19 protein-coding genes and 1 pseudogene are annotated in these 20,945 nt (G+C 72.7%); 13 read left to right on the top strand and 7 right to left on the bottom strand.

Translation table 11 applies throughout. The features are described 5' to 3' along the window. Positions 1–108: 108 nt before the first annotated feature. Entirely contained in the window at positions 109–309 is a 201-nt protein-coding gene (locus tag IEZ20_RS02455) for a helix-turn-helix transcriptional regulator (RefSeq protein WP_030993109.1), read from the bottom strand. A 339-nt stretch (positions 310–648) separates the two neighbouring features. Between IEZ20_RS02455 and iolC the strand changes: the two genes are divergently transcribed. The 5 genes from iolC to mmsA are packed head-to-tail and all read left to right on the top strand — an operon-like array spanning position 649 to position 6,782. Next, on the top strand, positions 649–1,599 hold the full coding sequence (iolC, locus tag IEZ20_RS02450) for a 5-dehydro-2-deoxygluconokinase (protein ID WP_189294373.1): 951 nt from the start codon (positions 649–651) through the stop codon (positions 1,597–1,599). Positions 1,600–1,658: 59 nt separating this feature from the next. Further along, positions 1,659–2,543 (top strand): Cgl0159 family (beta/alpha)8-fold protein, encoded by an 885-nt coding sequence (locus tag IEZ20_RS02445; protein ID WP_189294372.1) that lies wholly within the window; start codon positions 1,659–1,661, stop codon positions 2,541–2,543. A 7-nt stretch (positions 2,544–2,550) separates the two neighbouring features. Beyond that, positions 2,551–3,390, top strand: a complete 840-nt coding sequence (gene iolB / locus IEZ20_RS02440; protein WP_189294371.1) for a 5-deoxy-glucuronate isomerase — start codon at positions 2,551–2,553, stop codon at positions 3,388–3,390. Then, positions 3,387–5,264 carry a 3D-(3,5/4)-trihydroxycyclohexane-1,2-dione acylhydrolase (decyclizing) gene (gene iolD / locus IEZ20_RS02435; RefSeq protein WP_189294370.1) on the top strand — a complete coding sequence of 626 codons (1,878 nt, stop codon included), beginning with the start codon at positions 3,387–3,389 and terminating at the stop codon, positions 5,262–5,264. The genes iolB and iolD overlap by 4 nt, the downstream gene beginning before the upstream one ends. Before the next feature lie 15 nt (positions 5,265–5,279). Then, positions 5,280–6,782, top strand: a complete 1,503-nt coding sequence (gene mmsA, locus IEZ20_RS02430; protein WP_189294369.1) for a CoA-acylating methylmalonate-semialdehyde dehydrogenase — start codon at positions 5,280–5,282, stop codon at positions 6,780–6,782. A gap of 70 nt (positions 6,783–6,852) precedes the next feature. Here the strand turns inward: mmsA and IEZ20_RS02425 are convergent, their stop codons facing one another. Next, positions 6,853–7,707: an SCO4651 family lipoprotein gene (locus IEZ20_RS02425; protein WP_189294368.1), complete on the bottom strand. Its 855-nt coding sequence runs from the start codon at positions 7,705–7,707 to the stop codon at positions 6,853–6,855. Positions 7,708–8,155: 448 nt separating this feature from the next. On the opposite strand from IEZ20_RS02425, the gene IEZ20_RS02420 reads away from it, so the two are divergent. From IEZ20_RS02420 to IEZ20_RS02405, 4 genes are all read left to right on the top strand, one after another. After that, positions 8,156–9,619 carry an APC family permease gene (locus IEZ20_RS02420; protein ID WP_229895841.1) on the top strand — a complete coding sequence of 488 codons (1,464 nt, stop codon included), beginning with the start codon at positions 8,156–8,158 and terminating at the stop codon, positions 9,617–9,619. A 332-nt stretch (positions 9,620–9,951) separates the two neighbouring features. Continuing rightward, a complete protein-coding gene (locus IEZ20_RS02415; protein WP_189294367.1) occupies positions 9,952–12,606 on the top strand; it encodes a CocE/NonD family hydrolase in 2,655 nt (884 codons plus the stop codon). Continuing rightward, entirely contained in the window at positions 12,603–13,457 is an 855-nt protein-coding gene (locus IEZ20_RS02410) for an ABC transporter permease (protein ID WP_189294366.1), read from the top strand. Before IEZ20_RS02415 ends, IEZ20_RS02410 begins: the two co-directional genes overlap by 4 nt. 41 nt (positions 13,458–13,498) lie before the next feature. Then, a complete protein-coding gene (locus IEZ20_RS02405; RefSeq protein ID WP_189294660.1) occupies positions 13,499–13,654 on the top strand; it encodes a hypothetical protein in 156 nt (51 codons plus the stop codon). Between the two features lie 51 nt (positions 13,655–13,705). Here IEZ20_RS02405 and IEZ20_RS02400 read toward each other — a convergent pair whose 3' ends face one another. Then, positions 13,706–14,104, bottom strand: coding sequence for a rodlin (locus IEZ20_RS02400; protein WP_189294365.1), 399 nt, complete (start codon positions 14,102–14,104; stop codon positions 13,706–13,708). 247 nt (positions 14,105–14,351) lie between these two features. Here IEZ20_RS02400 and IEZ20_RS02395 point away from each other — a divergent pair, with 247 nt between their 5' ends. From IEZ20_RS02395 to IEZ20_RS02380, 4 genes are all read left to right on the top strand, one after another. Next, positions 14,352–14,750: a rodlin gene (locus IEZ20_RS02395; protein WP_189294364.1), complete on the top strand. Its 399-nt coding sequence runs from the start codon at positions 14,352–14,354 to the stop codon at positions 14,748–14,750. Positions 14,751–14,989: 239 nt separating this feature from the next. Then, entirely contained in the window at positions 14,990–15,232 is a 243-nt protein-coding gene (locus IEZ20_RS02390) for a chaplin (RefSeq protein ID WP_189294363.1), read from the top strand. A gap of 109 nt (positions 15,233–15,341) precedes the next feature. Beyond that, on the top strand, positions 15,342–16,088 hold the full coding sequence (locus tag IEZ20_RS40560) for a chaplin (protein ID WP_189294362.1): 747 nt from the start codon (positions 15,342–15,344) through the stop codon (positions 16,086–16,088). A gap of 80 nt (positions 16,089–16,168) precedes the next feature. Next, a complete protein-coding gene (locus IEZ20_RS02380) occupies positions 16,169–17,464 on the top strand; it encodes a glycoside hydrolase family 26 protein (RefSeq protein ID WP_189294361.1) in 1,296 nt (431 codons plus the stop codon). Here IEZ20_RS02380 and IEZ20_RS39475 read toward each other — a convergent pair. The 4 genes and pseudogenes from IEZ20_RS39475 to IEZ20_RS02365 all read right to left on the bottom strand — a co-directional run. Continuing rightward, positions 17,389–17,802: pseudogene (locus IEZ20_RS39475) on the bottom strand (GNAT family N-acetyltransferase); the annotation flags it as partial. The gene IEZ20_RS02380 and the pseudogene IEZ20_RS39475 sit on opposite strands and share 76 nt — an antisense overlap. A 551-nt stretch (positions 17,803–18,353) precedes the next feature. Further along, positions 18,354–18,998, bottom strand: coding sequence for a lipopolysaccharide biosynthesis protein (locus IEZ20_RS02375; RefSeq protein ID WP_189294360.1), 645 nt, complete (start codon positions 18,996–18,998; stop codon positions 18,354–18,356). Further along, on the bottom strand, positions 18,995–20,152 hold the full coding sequence (locus IEZ20_RS02370; protein WP_189294359.1) for a glycosyltransferase: 1,158 nt from the start codon (positions 20,150–20,152) through the stop codon (positions 18,995–18,997). The genes IEZ20_RS02375 and IEZ20_RS02370 overlap by 4 nt, the downstream gene beginning before the upstream one ends. Next, positions 20,149–20,910, bottom strand: a complete 762-nt coding sequence (locus tag IEZ20_RS02365; RefSeq protein ID WP_189294358.1) for a polysaccharide deacetylase family protein — start codon at positions 20,908–20,910, stop codon at positions 20,149–20,151. The genes IEZ20_RS02370 and IEZ20_RS02365 overlap by 4 nt, the downstream gene beginning before the upstream one ends. Positions 20,911–20,945 lie beyond the last annotated feature (35 nt).

The raw sequence follows: 20,945 nt of genomic DNA, 5'->3' as shown, positions 1-20,945 counted from the left end.
GCGGCAGCTCCCCGGCGCCCGTCGCCCGGCGGCAGCTCCCCGGCGCCCGTCGCCCGGCGGCAGCTCCCCGGGGCCCGCCGTCCGGCCGCCGCTCCCCGGGGACGGAGGTCAGTCGTCTCTGCGGCCGCGGTTGCCGGGGCGGGAGGCGACCCAGGCGCGGACCGTGTCGGCGTACCAGTAGGGCTTGCCCCCCTCGACGTGGTCGGGCGGGGGCAGCAGCCCGTGCTTGCGGTAGGACCGTACGGTGTCCGGCTGCACCCGGATGTGCGCCGCGATCTCCTTGTAGGACCAGAGCCTTCGGTCGGCCATGCGTTGCACCTCCCCGCGCGCACCACGGCGACGAGCCGGGAACGGCCGCCGGGGGGACCGGGCGCTGCGCTGATCACCCACCCTGTGCCCGATGAACGACGCAGAGTGACCAAGGGGCCACGCCTGTTGATCGGCTGTGACGGAGAGTCCGCGTACGTGCAACATGTGTGACAAGGAGGAGGTGTTTGTGACAGGGGAATCACAAAGCGCAACATCCGGCACCTCGGCAGGCGCCCCATCCGCCTCGAAGAGTACTGGTCCGAATGTCTGGACAAAATATTGACAGCGCTCGCCGTGCGGGACTAGAAAGCCGGGGAGAGCCACGACGAAGGGAAGCCGATGGCCTACGACCTGATCACCATGGGGCGGATCGGAGTGGACCTCTACCCGCTGCAGACCGGTGTCCCGCTCGCCCAGGTGTCGTCCTTCGGCAAGTTCCTCGGCGGGTCGGCGACGAACGTCGCGGTCGCCGCCGCCCGGCTCGGCCGGCGCACGGCCGTGATCACCCGCACCGGCGACGACCCGTTCGGCGTCTACCTCCACGAGGCGCTGCGCGGCTTCGGCGTCGACGACCGCTGGGTCACCCCCGTCCCCGGCCTGCCCACCCCGGTCACCTTCTGCGAGGTCTTCCCGCCGGACGACTTCCCGCTCTACTTCTACCGGCAGCCCAAGGCCCCCGACCTGGAGATCGACGCCCACGAGCTGGACCTGGACGCCATCCACGAGGCCCGGATCTTCTGGGTCACCGGCACCGGCCTGAGCGAGGAGCCGAGCCGCACGGCGACCCTCGCGGCCCTCGCCCACCGGGCCAAGGCGGGCATCACCGTCTTCGACCTCGACTGGCGCCCCATGTTCTGGGCCGACCCCGGCACCGCCCGCCCCTTCTACGCCGAGGCCCTGCGCCACACCACCGTCGCCGTCGGCAACCTGGACGAGGTGGAGGTCGCGACCGGCGTGCGCGAACCGCACGCCGCCGCCCGCGCGCTGCTGGACGCCGGTGTCGAGCTGGCCGTGGTCAAGCAGGGACCCAAGGGAGTCCTCGCCGTCAACCGGCAGGGCGAGAGCGCCGAGGTGCCGCCGCTGCCCGTCACCGTCCTCAACGGACTCGGTGCCGGAGACGCCTTCGGCGGCTCCCTCTGCCACGGCCTGCTGGCCGGCTGGGACCTGGAGGCGGTCATGCGGCACGCCAACGCGGCCGGTGCCATCGTCGCCTCCCGCCTGGAGTGCTCCTCCGCGATGCCCACCCCCGACGAGGTGGCCGCCGCGCTCGACGCCGGAGCGGTGCTGTGAGGGCCGGCCGTGTCACGGGCACGCATGTCGAAGGAGGCTCGGGCGGCCGGACCCCCCGCGTGGACGTCGCCGAACTCGTCCGCCTCCGCACCCGCCACCCCGAGGCGATCGCCGAGGCCGCCGCCCGCCGGGCGCGCAGGCCGCTGCTGAACGAGACCGGCCGGCTGATGATCGTCGCCGCCGACCACCCGGCCCGCGGCGCACTCGGTGTCGGTGACCGCAAGCTCGCCATGGCCAACCGCGCCGACCTGCTCGAACGGCTCTGCCTCGCGCTGTCCCGGCCCGGCGTCGACGGCGTCCTCGCCACCGCCGACATCCTGGACGACCTGCTCCTGCTCGGCGTCCTGGACCACAAGGTCGTCATGGGCTCCATGAACCGCGGCGGGCTGCAGGGCGCCAGCTTCGAGCTGGACGACCGGTTCACCGGCCACCGCCCGGAGGACATCGAACGCCTCGGCTTCGACGCGGGCAAACTGCTGCTGCGCGTCGACTACACCGACCCGGGCTCCCTGACCACCCTGGAGTCCACCGCCCGGGCCATCGACGCCATGGCCGAGCGTCGGCTGCCGGTGTTCGTGGAGCCATTCATCAGCCGCCGCACCCCGGAGGGAAAGGTGGCGAACGACCTGTCCGCCGAGGCGGTCACCCGGTCCATCGCCATCGCCTCCGGCCTCGGCGGCTCCTCCGCCTACACCTGGCTGAAGGTGCCGGTCACCGAGAACCCCGACGACATGGCCCGGGTCATGGAGACCTCCACGCTGCCCGCCGTCCTGCTCGGCGGGGACATCGGCGACTCACCCGAGGACCAGGTCGCCGCCTACGAGAAGTGGCGCGGCGCACTCCGACTGCCCACCGTGCGCGGCCTGGTGGTCGGCCGCTCGCTGCTGTACCCGGCGGACGGCGATGTGGCCGCCGCCGTGGACACCGCCGTAGGACTGCTGTGAGGGCCGTATGACCAGCACCGATCTGCATCTGCCCAGGGGCGCCGCCGCGAACGCCCCGTACGCCGTCGACATCGGTCCCGAGCAGGCCGGCTGGACACACAGCAGCCTCAGGGTGGTCGAGTTGGCGCCCGGTGGCAGCCATGGGTTCACCGCCGGGGACAGCGAGTGGATCGTGCTTCCGCTGGAAGGCGGATGTACCGTACAAATTGAAACTGCGTCAACCGAGCAGTGCGAGTTCCAACTCCTGGGCCGGGAGAGCGTGTTCGCGAACGTTTCCGACTTCGCGTACGTTCCCCGGGACGCCCGGGTCCAGATCGCCTCCGGCGCGGGAGGCCGCTTCGCCCTGGCAGGAGCGAAGTGCGAGCGACGACTCCCCGCCCGCTACGGCCCCGCGCCGGAGGTCCCCGTCGAGGAACGCGGCAGCGGCACCTGCGCCCGCCGGGTGCGCAACTTCGCCTCCGCGGACTCCTTCGACTGCGACAAGCTGATCGCCGTGGAGGTGATCACCCCGGGCGGCAACTGGTCCTCGTACCCGCCGCACAAGCACGACGAGCACCGGCCGGGCGAGGAGTCCGAGCTGGAGGAGATCTACTACTTCGAGATCGACGGGCCGAACGGACTGGGCTACCAGCGGGTGTTCCCCTCGCGCGAGGGCGGGGCGGACGTCCTCGCCGAGGTCCGCTCCGGCGACGCCGTCCTCGTACCCGACGGCTGGCACGGCCCGTCCATCGCCCAGCCCGGGCACGACATGTACTACCTGAACGTCATGGCGGGCCCCGGACAGACCCGGGAGTGGCGGATCTGCTTCCACCCCGACCACACCGACACCACAGGGGGGTACCGATGACGATCCGGCTCACCGTCGCCCAGTCACTCGTCCGCTTCCTCGCCGCCCAGTACACCGAACGGGACGGCGAGCGGCGGCGGCTGATCGGCGCCACCTGGGGCATCTTCGGGCACGGCAACGTCGCCGGCATCGGCCAGGCGCTGATCGAGTACGGCGACGTCATGCCGTACCACCAGGGCCGCAACGAGCAGTCCATGGTGCACGCGGCGGTCGGCTACGCCCGCCAGTCGAACCGCCTGTCCACGCACGCGGTGACGACGTCGATCGGGCCCGGCGCGACCAACCTGGTCACCGGCGCCGCCCTCGCCACCATCAACCACCTGCCGGTGCTGCTCCTGCCCGGCGACGTCTTCGCCACCCGCCCCGCCGACCCGGTCCTGCAGCAGCTGGAGGTGCCGTACGCGGGCGATGTGTCGGTCAACGACACGCTGCGCCCGGTGTCGAGGTACTTCGACCGCATCACCCGGCCGGAGGCGCTGATTCCGTCAGCTCTCCAGGCCATGCGGGTCCTCACCGACCCCGTGGAGACCGGCGCGGTCACCCTCGCCCTCCCGCAGGACGTGCAGGCGGAGGCGTACGACTGGCCGGAGGAGTTCTTCTCGACGCGCGTGTGGACCGTACGGCGGCCGGGCGCGGACCCGACCGAGCTGGCGGAGGCGGTCCGGGCGATCCGCTCCGCCGCAAGGCCGCTGGTGATCGCGGGCGGCGGGGTCCACCACAGCCGCGCGGAGGAGGCCCTCGCGGAGTTCGCGTCGGCGACCCGCATCCCGGTCGCCTCCACCCAGGCCGGCAAGGGCTCGCTGCCCCACGACCACCCGCAGGACGTCGGCGGGATCGGCCACACCGGGACCGCGACCGCCGACGGGCTGGCCCGCACCGCGGACCTGGTGATCGGCGTCGGCACCCGCTACACCGACTTCACCACGGCCTCCGGCACCCTCTTCGAGAAGGCGGACGTCCGCTTCCTGAACCTCAACATCGCGCCCTTCGACGGCCACAAGCTGGCCGGCCACCCGCTGGTCGCCGACGCCCGCAGCGGCCTGGGAGAACTGACCGAGGCGCTGGTCATGCACGGCCACACCGTCGCCGACTCCTACGTCGACGAGTACAGCGAGGGCAAGGCACGCTGGGAGCAGCGCGTCGACGCCTGCTTCGAGGCCGCGGAGCCGGACGTCCGGCCGTCCCAGACGCAGGTCATCGGTGCCCTGGACGCGCTGGTGGACGAGTCGGACATCATCGTCAACGCGGCCGGTTCCCTCCCCGGCGACCTGCACAAGCTGTGGCGGGCGCGGTCCCGGGACCAGTACCACCTGGAGTACGGCTACTCCTGCATGGGCTACGAGATCCCGGCCGCCCTCGGCGTGAAGCTCGCCGCACCCGAGCGGAACGTGTGGGCGCTGGTCGGGGACGGTACGTATCTGATGATGCCGACGGAGATCGTGACCGCGGTCCAGGAGGGCATCGCGATCAAGATCCTGCTGGTGCAGAACCACGGGTACGCCTCGATCGGCGGGCTCTCGGAGTCGGTGGGCGGCGAGCGGTTCGGCACCGCCTACCGCTTCCCGACCGAGGAGGGGACGTACACCGGCGCCCCGCTGCCCGTCGACCTCGCCGCCAACGCGGCCAGCCTGGGCATGCGGGTGCTGCGCGCGAAGACCGTACGGGACCTGCGCGCGGCGCTCGCGGAGGCGCGCGCCGCCGACACTCCCACATGTGTCTACGTGGAGACCGAAACGTCCGACACTGTGTCGGGCGCGCCTCCCGCGCAGGCCTGGTGGGATGTTCCTGTGGCCGAGACCGCGACCCGACCGTCCGCGGTCACGGCACGTGAGCTGTACGAACGGCACGTCTCGACCCGACGCCGCCATCTGTAGAAGGAGTCTTAGGGCATGACGAAGATCGTCAACCACTGGATCGGCGGCAAGACCGTCGAAGGCGCGTCGGGTACGTACGGGCCGGTCACCGACCCGGCCACCGGCGCGGTCACCACGAAGGTCGCGTTCGCGTCGGTCGAGGAGGTGGACGCGGCGGTCGCGGCGGCCAAGGACGCCTACCTGACCTGGGGTCGGTCCTCGCTGGCCCAGCGGACCTCGATCCTCTTCAGGTTCCGGGCGCTCCTCGACGCCCACCGCGACGAGATCGCCGAGCTGATCACCGCCGAGCACGGCAAGGTGCACTCGGACGCGCTCGGTGAGGTCGCGCGCGGCCTGGAGATCGTCGACCTGGCCTGCGGGATCAACGTCCAGCTGAAGGGCGAGCTGTCCACGCAGGTCGCGAACCAGGTCGACGTCTCCTCGATCCGGCAGCCGCTCGGTGTCGTCGCGGGCATCACGCCGTTCAACTTCCCGGCGATGGTCCCGATGTGGATGTTCCCGATCGCCATCGCGTGCGGCAACACCTTCGTGCTGAAGCCGTCCGAGAAGGACCCGTCGGCCTCCGTCAGGATCGCCGAGCTGCTGGCGGAAGCCGGCCTGCCGGACGGCGTCTTCAACGTCGTCCACGGTGACAAGGTGGCCGTCGACCGGCTGCTGGAGCACCCGGACGTCAAGGCCGTCTCCTTCGTCGGCTCGACCCCGATCGCCCGCTACATCCACACCACCGCCTCCGCCAACGGCAAGCGCGTGCAGGCGCTGGGCGGCGCCAAGAACCACATGCTGGTCCTGCCGGACGCCGACCTGGACGCGGCGGCCGACGCGGCCGTCTCCGCCGCCTACGGTTCCGCGGGCGAGCGCTGCATGGCCATCTCGGCGGTCGTCGCCGTGGGCGCCATCGGCGACACGCTGGTGGAGAAGATCCGCGAGCGGGCCGAGAAGATCAAGATCGGCCCGGGCAACGACCCGACGTCCGAGATGGGCCCGCTGATCACCGCCGCCCACCGCGACAAGGTGGCCTCGTACGTCTCCGGTGCCGCCGCCGAGGGCGCCGAGGTCGTCCTGGACGGCACCGGCTACACCGTCGAGGGCTTCGAGGACGGCCACTGGATCGGCATCTCGCTGCTGGACAAGGTGCCGACCAGCGCGAAGGCGTACCAGGACGAGATCTTCGGCCCGGTGCTGTGCGTGCTGCGCGTGGACACGTACGAGGAGGGCGTGGCCCTCATCAACGCCTCGCCGTTCGGCAACGGCACCGCGATCTTCACCCGGGACGGCGGCGCCGCCCGCCGCTTCCAGCTGGAGATCGAGGCCGGCATGGTCGGCGTGAACGTCCCGATCCCGGTGCCGGTGGGCTACCACTCCTTCGGCGGCTGGAAGGACTCGCTCTTCGGCGACCACCACATCTACGGCAACGACGGCACGCACTTCTACACCCGCGGCAAGGTCGTCACCACCCGCTGGCCCGACCCGGCCGACGCCCCGGCGGGCGTGGACCTGGGCTTCCCGCGCAACCACTGACGGCCGGACAGCACGGTGCCCCGCCCTCTCCTCGCAAGGGTCGCGAGGGGAGGGCGGGGCACCGTCGCGTTCAGCCCTGCTGCTGCTTCTGCTGCTTCTGCTGCTTCTGCTGCTTCTCGATGACCTCGGTGAGGTCGGCGGTCCGCGCGGCGGGCGGGGCCTTGACGGTGACCGCCTTGCCGAACTTGTCGAAGTCCATGCTGATGGTCATGACGCCGATCTTCTCCTTGAGCCGCACCGGCAGGTCGTCGGGGCCGACCCACACGTCCATGAGGATCGACTTCGCACCGGTCGCCTTGCTCATGGGGCTGCCCTCGCCGTAGACGTCCTTGAGCTTGCCCATGTGCGCGCTGTCGATCACGCCGCGGTAGTGCGTGGTGCGCCGGCCGTTCACGGTCTGCGTGCCGAGGTTCTGGACGTCCTTGGCGTACTTCAGGCCCTTCATGGAGGCGGAGGGGCTGCCGTTGTCTCCGCTGAGGGCCTGGGCGCCCTTCTTCCCGAAGAGGACGGAGCTGTCGATCTTGATCCAGTCCTTGCCCTGGTACGGGCCGGAGGGGAAGGGGTCGACGTCGTAGTAGTAGTCCCCGTCGACGAACAGGACGTGTGTCGTGGGGGAGTGGTTCACGGCCTGCATGTTCGCGGCCCGGGTGTCCATCCGGACGTCGAAGACGTAGCCGTCGCCCCAGGAGTAGGTGCCCTTCATGGCGATCGGGCCGCTGGTGCCGGTGTCGGTCGTCATCCGCACCTCGGCCGACCCCAGTGCCTGCGTCCGGTCCGTCGCCCGGGCCAGGGCCGCCATCGCCTTGGTGTTGGCCTTGTCGACCGCCTTCACGGCCGTCTTCGCGCTCTCCGTCCCGCAGCCGGAGGCCGCGACCAGCGCCGCCGTCGTGAATGCCACCCAGGCGGCGGTGTGCCGCTTCGTCATGTCCCACCCCGAGAGCCGTGTGTCCAGAGCTGTGTCTCTGCTGTGCGGGGCGCACTCTATCGGCCAGCGATGACATGGACGCGACCGGTTTACCCGTCCGGATAGCGGACGGTTGACATTTTTTTGAAACGTTGACTGCGGTTCCCGTTCCGGGCGGACGAAACGGGTGGCGAAGGGGTTGCTCGCTGTTGACCTTGGAAACCAAGGTCACATTCGCCCTGGGCTTGATGGATGCGTCTATAGGGCGTTGCGACCTGTGAAAGTGATACTCCGACCGGCCGCCCGGAGCTGCGGATTCCGAAGGTAAACGGCCATTGACGTGGCGGTTTTCGTCGGGGTTCTCTATGCAGCGCCGGGAGCGGACAAGACGAACGTACGACGATCCGCCGGAGGCGATAGCGCTCCCGTCCCCCCACTCTCAGTCGCACGAGTCGATCGGAACCGCCGTATGACCGACACGCTCCAGAAGTCCGTGGCAGACACCGCTTCGGCCCCCGCCCCGGGGCTCAAGCGCTCCATCGGTGTCGTCGGCGGCACCCTGCTGACGCTGTCCTGCGTCACCCCCGCCTCCACGCTCTTCGTGGTCGTCCCCGATCTGTTCGGCTCGCTCGGCACCGCAACCGCCCTGACCATCGCCATCGGCTCCCTCCTCTGTATCGCCGTGGCGTTCTGCTACTCCGAGCTGGGCACCCTCATCCCCAGCGCGGGCGGCGAGTACGCCATGGTGTCGACGATGGCCGGACGGCTCGCGGGCTGGCTCGTCTTCGTGCTCTCCCTGCTGGTCGTGATGATCGTGCCGCCGGTGATCGCGATGGGCACCGCGGACTACCTCGCCCCGATCGTCCACCTCGACCCGTCCATGACCGGCGCCGGTGTGATGCTGCTGGCCACCCTCGCCGGCCTGCTCGACCTGCGCGCCAACGCCTGGATCACCGGCATCTTCCTGGTCCTGGAGGTCATCGCCGCCGGCGTCGTCGCCCTGCTGGGCTTCTCGCACGGCCACCGCGGGGTCGGCAGCCTGGTCTCGATGCAGGTGGCCGGCGCCCACGGCCACACGGACACCGTGACGGCCATGCTGGTGGTCTCCGGCCTCGCCATCGCCCTCTTCGTCACCCAGGGCTTCTCCACCGCCGTCTACCTCTCCGAGGAACTGGAGAACCCGCGCCGCAACGTCGCCCGCACGGTCCTCGCCACCCTCGCCATCTCCACCGTGGTCATCCTGGTGCCGGTCGCCGCGATCACCATGGGCGCCTCCGACCTGAAGGAACTGACCGGCGGCGACATCAGCTCCATGGTCACCGCCTGGTCCAACTCCGCGGTCGGCACCTTCGTCAGCCTCTGCGTGGCCCTCGCGATCATCAACGCGGGCATCGTCATGGTCATCCAGAACTCCCGCGTCCTGTTCGCCTCCGCCCGCGACAAGGCCTGGCCCGGCCCGGTCAACGCCGTCTTCTCCAAGCTCGGCCGCTTCGGCTCCCCCTGGGTGGCCACCCTCGCGGTCGGCGTCCCCGGCGCGGTCCTCTGCTTCGTCAACCTGGACACCCTGTACGGCGTCACCGGCGTCTCGGTGACCGGCATGTACCTGCTGGTCGCGGTCGCTGCCCTGCTCGCCCGCCGCGGCTCCCACCAGCACACGGCCGCCTGGCGGATGCCGCTGTGGCCCGCCGTGCCGGTCCTGCTCATCGCCGTCCTGGCGTACATCCTGACCCAGCAGGAGAGCAGCTACCTGCTGTGGACCGGCGGCATCACCGCCACGGCCACCCTCTACTGGGCTCTGTACCTCCGCCCGCGCCGCGAGACGCACTGGCTGGTGTCGATCCCGGAGGACGCGCAGGTTCCGCAGGGCACCGTGCACATCCCGGCCCAGGCCGGTCCGGCGCCCGCCCCGGTCGCCGGCGAGGCCCGGGACTGAGCCGCGGCCGGGGTGTTCCCCCGACACCTCCGGCCCGCAGCCGCCGCCCCCGTCACCCCCTGCCAGGTGGGGTGCCGGGGGCGGCGGCGTCACCGCGGCCCGTACGGACGCGGCCCCGGCACTCCCACGTCACCACGGTGCACGTTCCCTCGCCCCGCCCGCCCGGCCGCCCCCACCGCGGCAGGCGGCGAGGGCGACCGGCGGTGGTGAGGAAACGCTCCGCCCGTACCACGGGCGAAGTACGCCGGGACGGGCCCGTACACCCCGGGGAGGGCGCACGGCTCCGCCCCACGGCAGCAGCGCTTGTCGGTGGCGGCCCGTACCGTTGACGCATGGATCTTCGACCCCCCGCCCTGCGCAGCCTGCTGCGGCGGCCCCGCCGGCTCCTGGCCGCCGGTGCCGCCGTCGTGGTGCTCGCCGGTGCCGGGACGTGGACGGCGGCCGTCGCCTCCGACGACACACGGTCCGTGCGCCGCAGCGACCAGGTCATGGCGGTCGACGGGGTGCGCCTGGACACCTCGTACTTCACCCCGGCCGGCGCCGGCCGCCACCCCGCCGTCCTCCTCGCGCACGGCTTCGGCGGCAGCAAGGACGACATGCGCCGGCAGGCCGAGGACCTCGCCCGGGACGGGTACGCGGTCCTGACCTGGTCCGCGCGCGGCTTCGGCCGCTCCACCGGGAAGATCGGCCTCAACGACCCGAAGGGCGAGGTCGCCGACGTCTCCCGGCTCGTCGACTGGCTGGCCCGGCAGCCCCAGGTCCGGCTCGACAAGCCCGGCGACCCGCGCGTGGGCGTGGCCGGCGGCTCCTACGGCGGCGCGATCTCCCTGCTCGCCGCGGGCCACGACCAGCGGGTCGACGCCGTCGCACCGGCCATCACCTACTGGAGCCTCGCGGACGCCCTGTTCCCGAACGGCGTGTTCAAGAAGCTGTGGGCCGGCATCTTCTTCAACACCGGCGGCGGCTGCGCGAAGTTCCAGCCCGCGCTGTGCCGGATGTACGACCGGGTCGCCGAGTCCGGCACCCCGGACCAGGCCGCCCGGAAACTGCTCCAGGAGCGCTCGCCGTCCGCCGTCGGCGACCGCATCAAGGTGCCCACCCTGCTGGTGCAGGGACAGACGGACTCCCTGTTCACCCTGGACCAGGCCGACGCGGCCCAGAAGGCGATCCGTGCGAACGGCGCGCCCGTCGACGTCGACTGGATCGCCGGCGGACACGACGGCGGCGACATGGAGACGAGCCGCGTCGAGGCACGCGTGCGTGCCTGGTTCGACCGGTACCTGAAGGGCGACAAGGGCACCGACACCGGCCCGGCGTTCCGGATCACCCGCACCGGAGGCATCGACTCCACCGACGGCACCGCCCAGCTCCGCGGCGCGAGCGCCGCCGCCTACCCGGGCCTGGGCGACCACCGACGCGCCGTCGCCCTCACCGGCGGCACCCAGCACGTCGCCAACCCGGCCGGCGCCAGCCCGCCCGGCGTCTCCGCGCTGCCCGGACTCGGCGGCTCCGGCGGCCTCGCCCAGCTGTCCGCGCTCGGCGTCGGCGTCTCCCTGGACTTCCCCGGCCAGTTCGCGAAGTTCGACTCGGCACCGCTCACCCGCGACCTGCGCATCACCGGTACCCCGACCGCCACCGTCCGCATCACGTCCACCCGCGACGACGCCGTCCTGTTCGGCAAGGTCTACGACGTCGGCCCCGACGGCACCCGGCAGGTGCTGCCCGCCCAGCTCGTCGCCCCCTTCCGGGTGACCGGCGCCAAGGCCGGCAAGGACGTCACCCTCACCCTCCCGGCGATCGACCACGAGGTGCAGAAGGGCCACCGGCTCCGCCTGGTCCTCGCCTCCACCGACCTCGGCTACGCCTCACCGGCCGCCCCGGCCGACTACACCGTCTCCCTGAAGGGAGACCTGAGCGTGCCGACGGCGCCCGCCGTCACCACCGCCGCCGCACCCCTGCCCGCCTGGGTGTGGTGGCTGCCCGCGGCCGGCGCGGCCGTCGCCCTCGCCCTGCTGCTCACCGCCCGCCGCCGCACGGCCGCCCCCGCACCCGACCCCGACCTGGCCGACGTCCCGCTGGTGATCAAGGACCTGAGCAAGCGGTACGCGAAGTCCACCGACAGGTACGCCGTGCGCGAGCTGTCCTTCCGCGTGGACAAGGGCCAGGTCCTCGGCCTGCTCGGGCCCAACGGCGCGGGCAAGACGACCACCCTGCGCATGCTGATGGGCCTGATCCGGCCGGACGACGGCGAGATCCGCGTCTTCGGCCACGCCATCCGGCCCGGCGCGTCGGTGCTCTCCCGGGTCGGCGCCTTCGTGGAGGGCGCCGGCTTCCTGCCCCACCTGTCCGGCCGGGAGAACCTGGAGCTGTACTGGCGGGCCACCGGCCGCCCGCCCCAGGACGCGCACCTGGACGAGGCCCTGGAGATCGCCGGCCTCGGCGACGACGCGCTCGCCCGCGCGGTGCGCACCTACTCCCAGGGCATGCGCCAGCGCCTCGCCATCGCCCAGGCCATGCTCGGCCTGCCCGACCTGCTCATCCTGGACGAGCCCACCAACGGCCTGGACCCGCCCCAGATCCGCGAGATGCGCGAGGTGATGGTCCGCTACGCGGCCGGCGGCCGTACGGTGATCGTCTCCAGTCATCTCCTCGCCGAGGTCGAGCAGTCCTGCACCCACCTCGTGGTCATGGACCGCGGCCGGCTGGTGCAGGCGGGACCGGTCCGGGAGATCACCGGCTCCGGCGACACCCTGCTGGTCGGCACCGCCGTACCCGTGCAGGAGCCGGTGGTGGAGAAGGTGGCCGCGCTGGCCGGCGTCGCCTCCGCCGTGCGCACCGACGACGGGCTGCTGGTCCGGCTGGAGCCCGGCGGCACGGCCGAGCGGCTGGTCGTGGAGCTGGTGCGGCTGGAGGTTCCGGTCGCCTCGGTCGGCCCGCACCGCCGCCTGGAAGACGCCTTCCTCACCCTGATCGGAGGTTCCGCATGAGCACGCTCACCGAGGTCGCCTCCGGCTACCGGGCGGGGCGCACCCTGCCGCTGCGGGTCGAGCTGGCCCGCCAGCTCAAGCGGCGCCGCACCCTGGTCATGGGCGCGGTCCTGGCCCTCCTGCCGTTCGTGCTGCTGATCGCCTTCGCGGTCGGCGGCGACCCGGCCGGCCGGAACAACCAGGTCACGCTGATGGACACGGCCACCGCCTCCGGCGCCAACTTCGCCGCCGTGAACCTCTTCGTCTCCGCGGGCTTCCTGCTGGTCATCCCGGTCGCCCTGTTCTGCGGGGACACGGTCGCCTCCGAGGCGAGCTGGTCCTCGCTGCGCTATCTGCTGGCCGCCCCCGTGCCCCGGGCCCGGCTGCTGTGGTCCAAGCTGGTCGTCGCGCTCGGGCTGAGCCTCGCCGCGATGGTGCTGCTGCCGCTGGTGGCGCTCGCCGCCGGCACGGCCGCCTACGGCTGGGGCCCGCTGGAGATCCCCACCGGCGGCGCGCTGGACACCGGTACGGCGGCCCAGCGGCTCCTGGTGGCCGTGGCGTACATCTTCGTGTCCCAGCTGGTCACCGCCGGGCTGGCGTTCTGGCTGTCCACGAAGACGGACGCCCCGCTCGGCGCGGTCGGCGGCGCGGTCGGCCTGACCATCGTCGGGAACGTCCTGGACGCCGTCACCGCCCTCGGCCACTGGCGGGACTTCCTGCCCGCGCACTGGCAGTTCGCCTGGGCCGACGCCGTCCAGCCCCGCCCCGAGTGGTCCGGCATGATCCAGGGCACCGCGCTGTCCCTCACCTACGCCCTGGTGCTGTTCGCGCTGGCCTTCCGGGGTTTCTCCCGCAAGGACGTCGTTTCGTAGGCCGCCGGAGTGCCACCGACCGGTCACGGCGGGCCGCTGCCGTGGCCGTCTCCCGCGCCGAGTCGATCCGCGCGTTCGCGCTGGTCGAGGGGGAGTTCACGGAGGAGAACGGGCTGCTCACCCCGTCCCTGAAGGTGAGGCGGCACGCGGTGACGGCCGCGTACGCCGAGCAGATCGAGGCGCTGTACCGCCGCTGACACGACGAAGCGGGCCGCCGGACCACCCGGCGACCCGCTTCGGACGGAGGGTCAGCTCTCGCTGTTCTGGGACAGGATCGACACGTCCTCCAGCAGGTGCGCCAGCGCGCCGTCGCGCTTGACGTTCGAGGAGTTCTCGGTGCACTGCTGCTGCATGTGGTCCGACAGGATCGGAATGTCCTGGACATTGACACCGATCAGGGCGCCGACACCGATCGGAATGTCGTTCACGGCGATGCACGGCTTGTTGAAGGAGCCCTGGATCAGGGCGATCTGCGGGCTCATGTTCCCGTACGTGGCCGAGTTGCCGTAGCTCTGCCAGGCGCCGTTGCCGTTGGCGGCGGTCGGCCCGCTGTCGTTTCCGATCGCCAGCGCCTGCGGTGCCGCGGCAGCGGAGGCGCCCATGGCCGAAGCGGCGACGGCCGCAGTGGCAACAATCTTCTTGATCACTGGCCAGTCCTTTCTGAGGAAACCCCGTCCACCGGAGCGCTTTGGTCAACTCCCCGGACTCCTCTTGGTTTCTGCCGTTCACTCCGTCGGCCGATCCGCTGGACTGGTGGTGTGTTTGTCCGATTGATGCTTTCTCGTCACCTCTCAGGCGTTTGGGCTCCAACCGAGTGAATCGGCGGAACCATTCCCGATGCACCGGGTTGATTGGGCCGTAGGGCATGCGTCGCTACGAGGAAAGGAACGCGAAGTGCTCAAGAAGGCAATGGTCGCCGCCGCGACCGCCGCTTCTGTCGTGGGAATGGCGGTGGCGGCCGCGCCGCAGGCGCTTGCCATCGGCAACGACGACGGACCGACCGTCGCGAATGGCAACGGCGCCGCGTCGTCGTGGGGCAACTCGGCGACGAAGGGCGACATGAGCCCGCAGCTCTCGCTGGTGCAGGGGTCGCTCAACAAGCCGTGTGTCGGCATCCAGGACGTGGACGTCGCCGTCGACGCGCTCATCGGCGTCACGGTCCAGGACATCCCGATCCTGTCGGACCACCTGCAGCAGCAGTGCAGCGACAACTCCACCAACGCCAAGCGCGACGGTGCGGTCTCGCACGTCCTGGAGGACCTGTCGGTTCTCTCGGCCAACGGCGAAGGCTGAGCCGATCCGGCGTGGCCCGGGCCGTCCGCTGCACCGTCTGCGGGCTGCCCGGGCCTTTTTCCACGGAATTCAGGCGAGGGGAAACGCGTGACGAAGCGGTGCGATCGAGTGATTATCACGCGGTCCGTGTTCCGCGGTCTCCTGTTGTGTCAATCCCTCGTTCCGTGCCGCGACCGTTCACGTCGTGCTCGCACGGTTCTGGCCGTCATCGGGGCGTGGCCCCGGAGAAGGGAATACACATGAAGAAGACCGTCTCAGCCGTTGCGGGTGCCATCCTGGCCCTGAGCCTGGCCGGACCCGCCTTCGCCGACTCCACGGCCAATGGCACCGCCGCGAACTCCCCGGGCTTTCTGTCCGGAAACGTCGTCCAGGTTCCGATCCACATTCCGATCAACCTGTGTGGCAACACGATCAACGTTGTCGGTCTGCTGAACCCGGCTGCCGGCAACACCTGCATCAACGGCGACATCGACAAGAACTGACGACGCGGCACAACGCACCAGCCCCGGCTGAGTACAGGCCGGCCCCGGACCGTCGATTCTCCGTTCCGGGGCCGGTCTTCCCACTTCTTCGAGCAGGAAGACCACGAGATTGCGACAGACCCTCAGCAAGGGCATGGCCGTGGCCGCCGCCGCGACCGGCATGCTGTCCTTGTACGCCGGCGCCGCGCTCGCCGACTCCCGTGCGGACGGGGCCGCCCAGGGCTCCCCCGGAGTTCTGTCCGGGAACAACGTCCAGGCCCCGGTCACCGTCCCGGTCAACGTCTGCGGCAACTCCGTCGACGCGGCCGCGGCGCTGAACCCGGCGTTCGCCAACTCCTGCGCCAACGTCGGACACGCGGCGAACACGAACGGCCAGGCGGGCGGCGAGCACCACGAGGAGTACGGCGCCCCCGGGGACCACTCCGATTACGGCTCCCCGGTCGACCACTCCACCCCACCGACCGGCGGCAGCACGACCGCACCCCCGTACGGCGGTAAGGAGACGACCCCGCCTCCGTACGGCGGTAAGGAGACGACCCCGCCTCCGTACGGCGGTAAGGAGACGACCCCGCCTCCCTACGGCGGCGGGTACGGCAGCCCACCCGGCGGCGGTCACAGCACGCCCCCCGGCGGGCACACCACACCCCCGTACGGCGGTGACGAGAGCACGCCCCCGGGTACGGGCCACACCCCGCCCCCCGGCGGCGGTGGTGAGGAGCACCCTCCGCAGCCGCCCGTGCTCGCGCACACCGGTGGTGACGGCCCGGCGATGATCGCGACCTCGGCCGCCAGCGCCGCGCTGATCACGGCCGGAGCGATCCTGTACCGGCGGGGCCGGGCCACCGCCCGTCGATGACGCGCCGGGTGCCGGACCGAGCGCCCGGCACCCCGCCGCGCCCTGCTCGCCGGGACGCGACCGGGAGGAAGGGAGCGGGCATGGCCGCACGCCGGTGCAGGGCGAGGTCCGGGCGGCTCGCCGTCCTCGCGGGATCCCTCCTCGCGTCGGTCGCCCTGGCGGTCGGCCCGGGCGCCGCCGCGGGACCGGCGACGGCGCCGACCACCGAACCGCCGCCCTTCGGGGCGTTCCTCGACTCCGGGCCCCTCGCGGTCGCGCGGATCGCCGAACTGAGCGACTGGCTCGGCGGCACCGAGGTGAAGGTCGCCCACACCTACCTGCCCGGCGGCAGCTGGGAGGACATCGAGGGCCCGCCCGGCTTCCTGGACGCGTGGGCACAGTGGCGGCGCCAGAAGGCGGACCGGATGCTCGTCCTCAACGTGCCGATGCAGGAGCGCAACGAGGAGAACCTCCCCGACCCCGAGGTGCGGTCGCTGCTGGCGCAGGCCGCGGCCGGCGCGTTCGACGGCCACTTCCGGGCCCTGGCCGAACAGCTGGTGCGGCTGGGGGTGCCGGACACGGTGATCGTGCTCGGCTGGGAGATGAACGGCACCACCTACACCCACCGGTGCGGACCGGACCCCGAAGCCTGGAAGACGTACTGGAACAGGATCGTCGCCGCCATGCGCTCGGTGCCGGGCCAGGCGTTCCGGTTCGACTTCACGCCGAGCCGCGGCCTCGACGCCGTGCCCTGGACCGAGTGCTACCCCGGGGACGACACGGTCGACATCGTCGGCATGGACGCCTACGACCAGCCGAGCGGACTGTCGTTCGAGGCACAGGTCACCGAGCCCTACGGCCTCCAGCAGCACGTGGACTTCGCCAAAGCCCACGGCAAACCCCTCTCCTATCCGGAATGGGGGCTGTACCGCAACGGGGACAACCCCGCGTACATGGGGCGGATGCTCGCCTGGATCGAAGCGCACAGACCGCTGTACAACACGGTGACCGACTACTGCCCGCACGGCGTCTGGCAGTGCTCGGACAACCCCCGCTCCTCGTGGATCTACCGGGCCGCCCTCTTCGGCCGCACCTCCGCGCCCCCGGCCGACTGCCCGCCGCCGCGCTCGCGCCACCGGTGCAGCAGCTCCCTGCCCCGCTGCCGGGCGGTGGCGTCGCCCAGCGCGGCCGTCAGCAGCGGGGCGGTGCGCCGCCGGGCCATGAGCAGCCGCCGGTTGACGACCCGTTCGGGCCGCCAGTGGTGCTTGTACGGCTCGTCGCCGCGCAGCAGGCTCAGCGTGCCCCGCTGCCCGTCGCCGCTGTGCTCGGCGCACGCCTCCAGCAGCATCACCGCCACGTCCGCCTTCCGCTCCCGCAGGCACGGGTGGGCGCCGTAGAGGTAGCCGCCGGCCATGCTGCCCGACAGCAGCGTCAGGTCGACCCCCAGCACCTCGCCGTCGACCAGGAACTCGGTGACCACCGCGTTCCCCGAACGCACCATCCGCCCCGCCGCGCGCACCAGGTGCTCGCGGAACCGGGACCGCAGATGCTCGTCCGTCACCTTCCGCCCCTGCCACTGCAACCGGTGCAGCTCCAGCAGCCGGCCGAGCGCCGCGTCCACCTCCTCCGGGTCCACCGTCCGCCGCCGCACCCCCAGCGCGGCCAGCCGGCGCAGCTTGGCCCGCACCCGCTGCCCCGACTTGCCCGACGGCAGCCGGGCGATCAGCTCCTCCATCGGTACGGCGGGCAGCTCCAGGCACAGCGAGTCGCCGACCGTACGGCGCGGTCCGGGCCAGCGGTCGTAGACCCGTTCCACCGCGCCGCCCGGGCGCACCTCGCGGAAGTCGACCAGCGCGGTGCGCGCCGCGACCGCGAGCGCCTCGGTGAGCGCGCCGGCCACGCGCCCGTCGTCGGTGTCGTCCAGCAGCACGTCGGTGTAGTCGGAGATCGCCCCGCCGAGCGGCACCAGCGCGGGCCACGGCCGACGGACCAGCATCAGCGGCGCGACGGCCACCAGTTCGGGGCCGGCCCGTACCACCAGCAGCCGGAGCCGGCCGCGCCGGCCGTACGACAGCCACCACGAGTGCAGCCAGGCGTGGCTCTGGAAGGGGGTGGCGGCTGCGCACCGCCGGAACAGCCGCCCCCAGGCGGGGGCCAGCGCCGCGAAAGCCTCCTCGTCCGTGATGAGTTCGGTGGTGAGTTCGGTGGTGGGCGCGGGGCCGGTGACGGGGCCGGCGGGCCCTGCCTCGGTGGCGGGGCGCGCGGTGCCCGCCGGGTAGAGGGCGGTCACCGCCGGCCGTGCGCGTCGGCGGGGACCGCCGGTCCGGGCACCGACGGCGGCAGGAAGGTCTCCCGCTCCGGGCGGCGTCTCGGCCTTACCAGCAGGGCGAGGGCGCCGAGCAGACCGCCCGCGCTCGCGCCGACCAGTCCGGTCACCCCCGGCGACGGCGAGGACGGCTCGTCCGGCCGCACCGCGCGGGAGAACTGCCGCAGCTCGACGTGCGTGTCGGCCTCGGCGGCCGTGGCGTGCCGGGTCAGCGCGCGGGCGACCGCGTCGGCCATGGCGGCGGCCCGGGCCGGGCGCTCGGAGGTGGCGGAGACGGCGACCATCGGGGCGTCCGGCGAGGTCGCGGTGCGCACTCCGGCACGCAGGGCGCCCACCGGCACCCCGGCCTCCTCCTGGGCGTCGCCGAGCACCGCGATCTGGGTGGCGACCCGGCCGTAGGCCTGTGCGAAGCCGAGCGCGGTGGCGGTGTCGGCCCCCTTGCCGGGGACGGCCACGACATAGCTGGTCGCCGTGTACTCGGGGGGCTTCAGCACGCCGTACCCGCCGCCCAGCAGCCCGCCGGTGAGGACGCCGGCCGCCACCAGCGACCAGGGCGGGAGCGCGCGGAGCCCGAAGGGGCGGGAGCGAGGGTGGTTCTCGGTCATGACGGGGTGACTCCCTGGGGGGATCGGGACGGGGGGACCGGGTGGGCGAGCGCCGCCGTGTAGACGTCCATCAGCCGGGCGGCGCTGCGGGTGACGCTGTAGTGGCGGGCCGCCTCGGGGGCGGTGCGCGGGCGGGGCCCGGCGGCGCGGACCTCGGCGAGCGCGCGGGCGTAGGCACCGGCGTCGCACGGGACCCGGACCGCGTCCGGGGCGGCCCCGGGCGGCAGGTCCTCCAGGGCCGGGCAGGAGGCGTAGCGCACCGGAAGCCCGGCCGCGAGCGCCTCCACGACCGCGAGACCGAACGCCTCCTCGGGGGAGGGCGAGGCCAGCACGTCCATCGCCGAGGCCAGCGCGGGCAGGTCCGGGCCCGCCGAGCCGTCGGGCAGGTACGGCCGCTCCCCGGCGAACAGCACCCGGCCGGCCACCCCCGCCTCCCGCGCGGCCCGCCGCAGCGCGGGCTCCTCCGGGCCGCCGCCGACCAGCAGCAGCCTGCAGTCGGCGGGCAGGGCGGCGAGGGCGCGGATCAGGACGTCGAAGCGTTTGCCGGGGACGAGCCGGCCGATGCCGCCGATGACGAACGCGCCGTCGGGCAGCCCGAGGCGGGCGCGGGTGCGCAGCCGGGCCGCGGGGTCGTGGGCGAACCGCGCCAGGTCGATGCCGTTGGGTACCACCGCGATGCGCTGCTCGGGCACCCCCCAGCGGGCGAGCCGGCCGGCGACCGTGGGGGAGACCGCGACGGTGCGCCGGCCCAGCCGCTCGCCCAGCAGGTACAGCGCGCGCACCCCGGCGGTGAGCGGCCGGCCCTCCATCTGCGAGTCGCCGAGGGAGTGTTCCGTGGCGACGACCGCGCGGACCCCGGCCAGCCGGGCGGCGATCCGGCCGTACAGGCAGGCCCGGTACAGGTGGGTGTGGACGAGGTCGTACCGGCCGCGCCGGACGATCCCGGCCAGCCGGGGCAGCGCGGCCAGGTCGCGGTTCCCGGCCATCCCGAGGTGGGTCACCCGCACCCCGTCGGCGGCCAGTCCGTCGGCCACCGGACCGGGGTTGGTCAGCGTCACCACCTCGCACTCGACCGGCAGATGCCGCAGCAGCAGCCGGAGCTGCTGTTCGGCACCGCCCACCCCGAGCCCGGTGATGATGTGCAGGGCCCTCACCGCAGCCCCTCCACGGGCCGCCGCCGCAGCCGGTGCAGCCGGTGCTTCAGGAACAGGCGTACGGCGGTGTCCTGCTCCCCGATGTACACGCGCGGCAGCACGTGCGGACCGCTCAGCCGGCCGGGGTCGATCGCGCAGGCATAGCCGTAACCGGCCTCCCGTACGGCCGCCACGGCGCGCCGGTCGACCGTGCCGTACGGGTAGCAGAAGCCGGTGACCGGGGCGCCGGTCAGCTCCTCCAGAGCCGCCCGGCTCCCGGCGGTCTCGGCCCGCAGCAGGGTGTCGTCGGCCCGCGTCAGATCGACGTGGGTGAGGCCGTGCGAGCCGATCTCCACGCCCGCGGCGGCGGCCTGCTGGATGCCGTCGGCGGTCAGCAGCGGCTTGCGCGGACCCAGCGGGTCCCAGACGTTGTCGCCGCCGAGCCGGCCCGGCAGCACGAACAGGGTGGCCGTGCACTCCCAGCGGGACAGCAGCGGCAGGGCGTTGCCGAGGAAGTCGGCGTACCCGTCGTCGAAGGTGAGCCCCACCAGGCCACGCCCCTCGCCCCGGGCCCGGGCGGCGAGCAGCTCGGCCACCGACACCCCGCGCAGCCCCCGCCGGCGCAGCCAGCACAGCTGCCGGTCCAGCCGGCCGGGGCTGACCGTGACGCGGTACGGGTCGTCGGAGCAGTCGCCGACCGAGTGGTACATGGCGATCCACGGGACGGGACCCGGGGCGGAGGTCCGGACGCGGGCCGGGGACTCGACGGAGGACGGCATGGGCGAGCCTTCGGGAGAGGGGGTACGGAACGGAG

This window comes from Streptomyces cinerochromogenes (genome assembly GCF_014648635.1).
GTDB lineage: Bacteria > Actinomycetota > Actinomycetes > Streptomycetales > Streptomycetaceae > Streptomyces > Streptomyces cinerochromogenes.
This window is presented reverse-complemented; position numbering and strand designations above follow the sequence as displayed.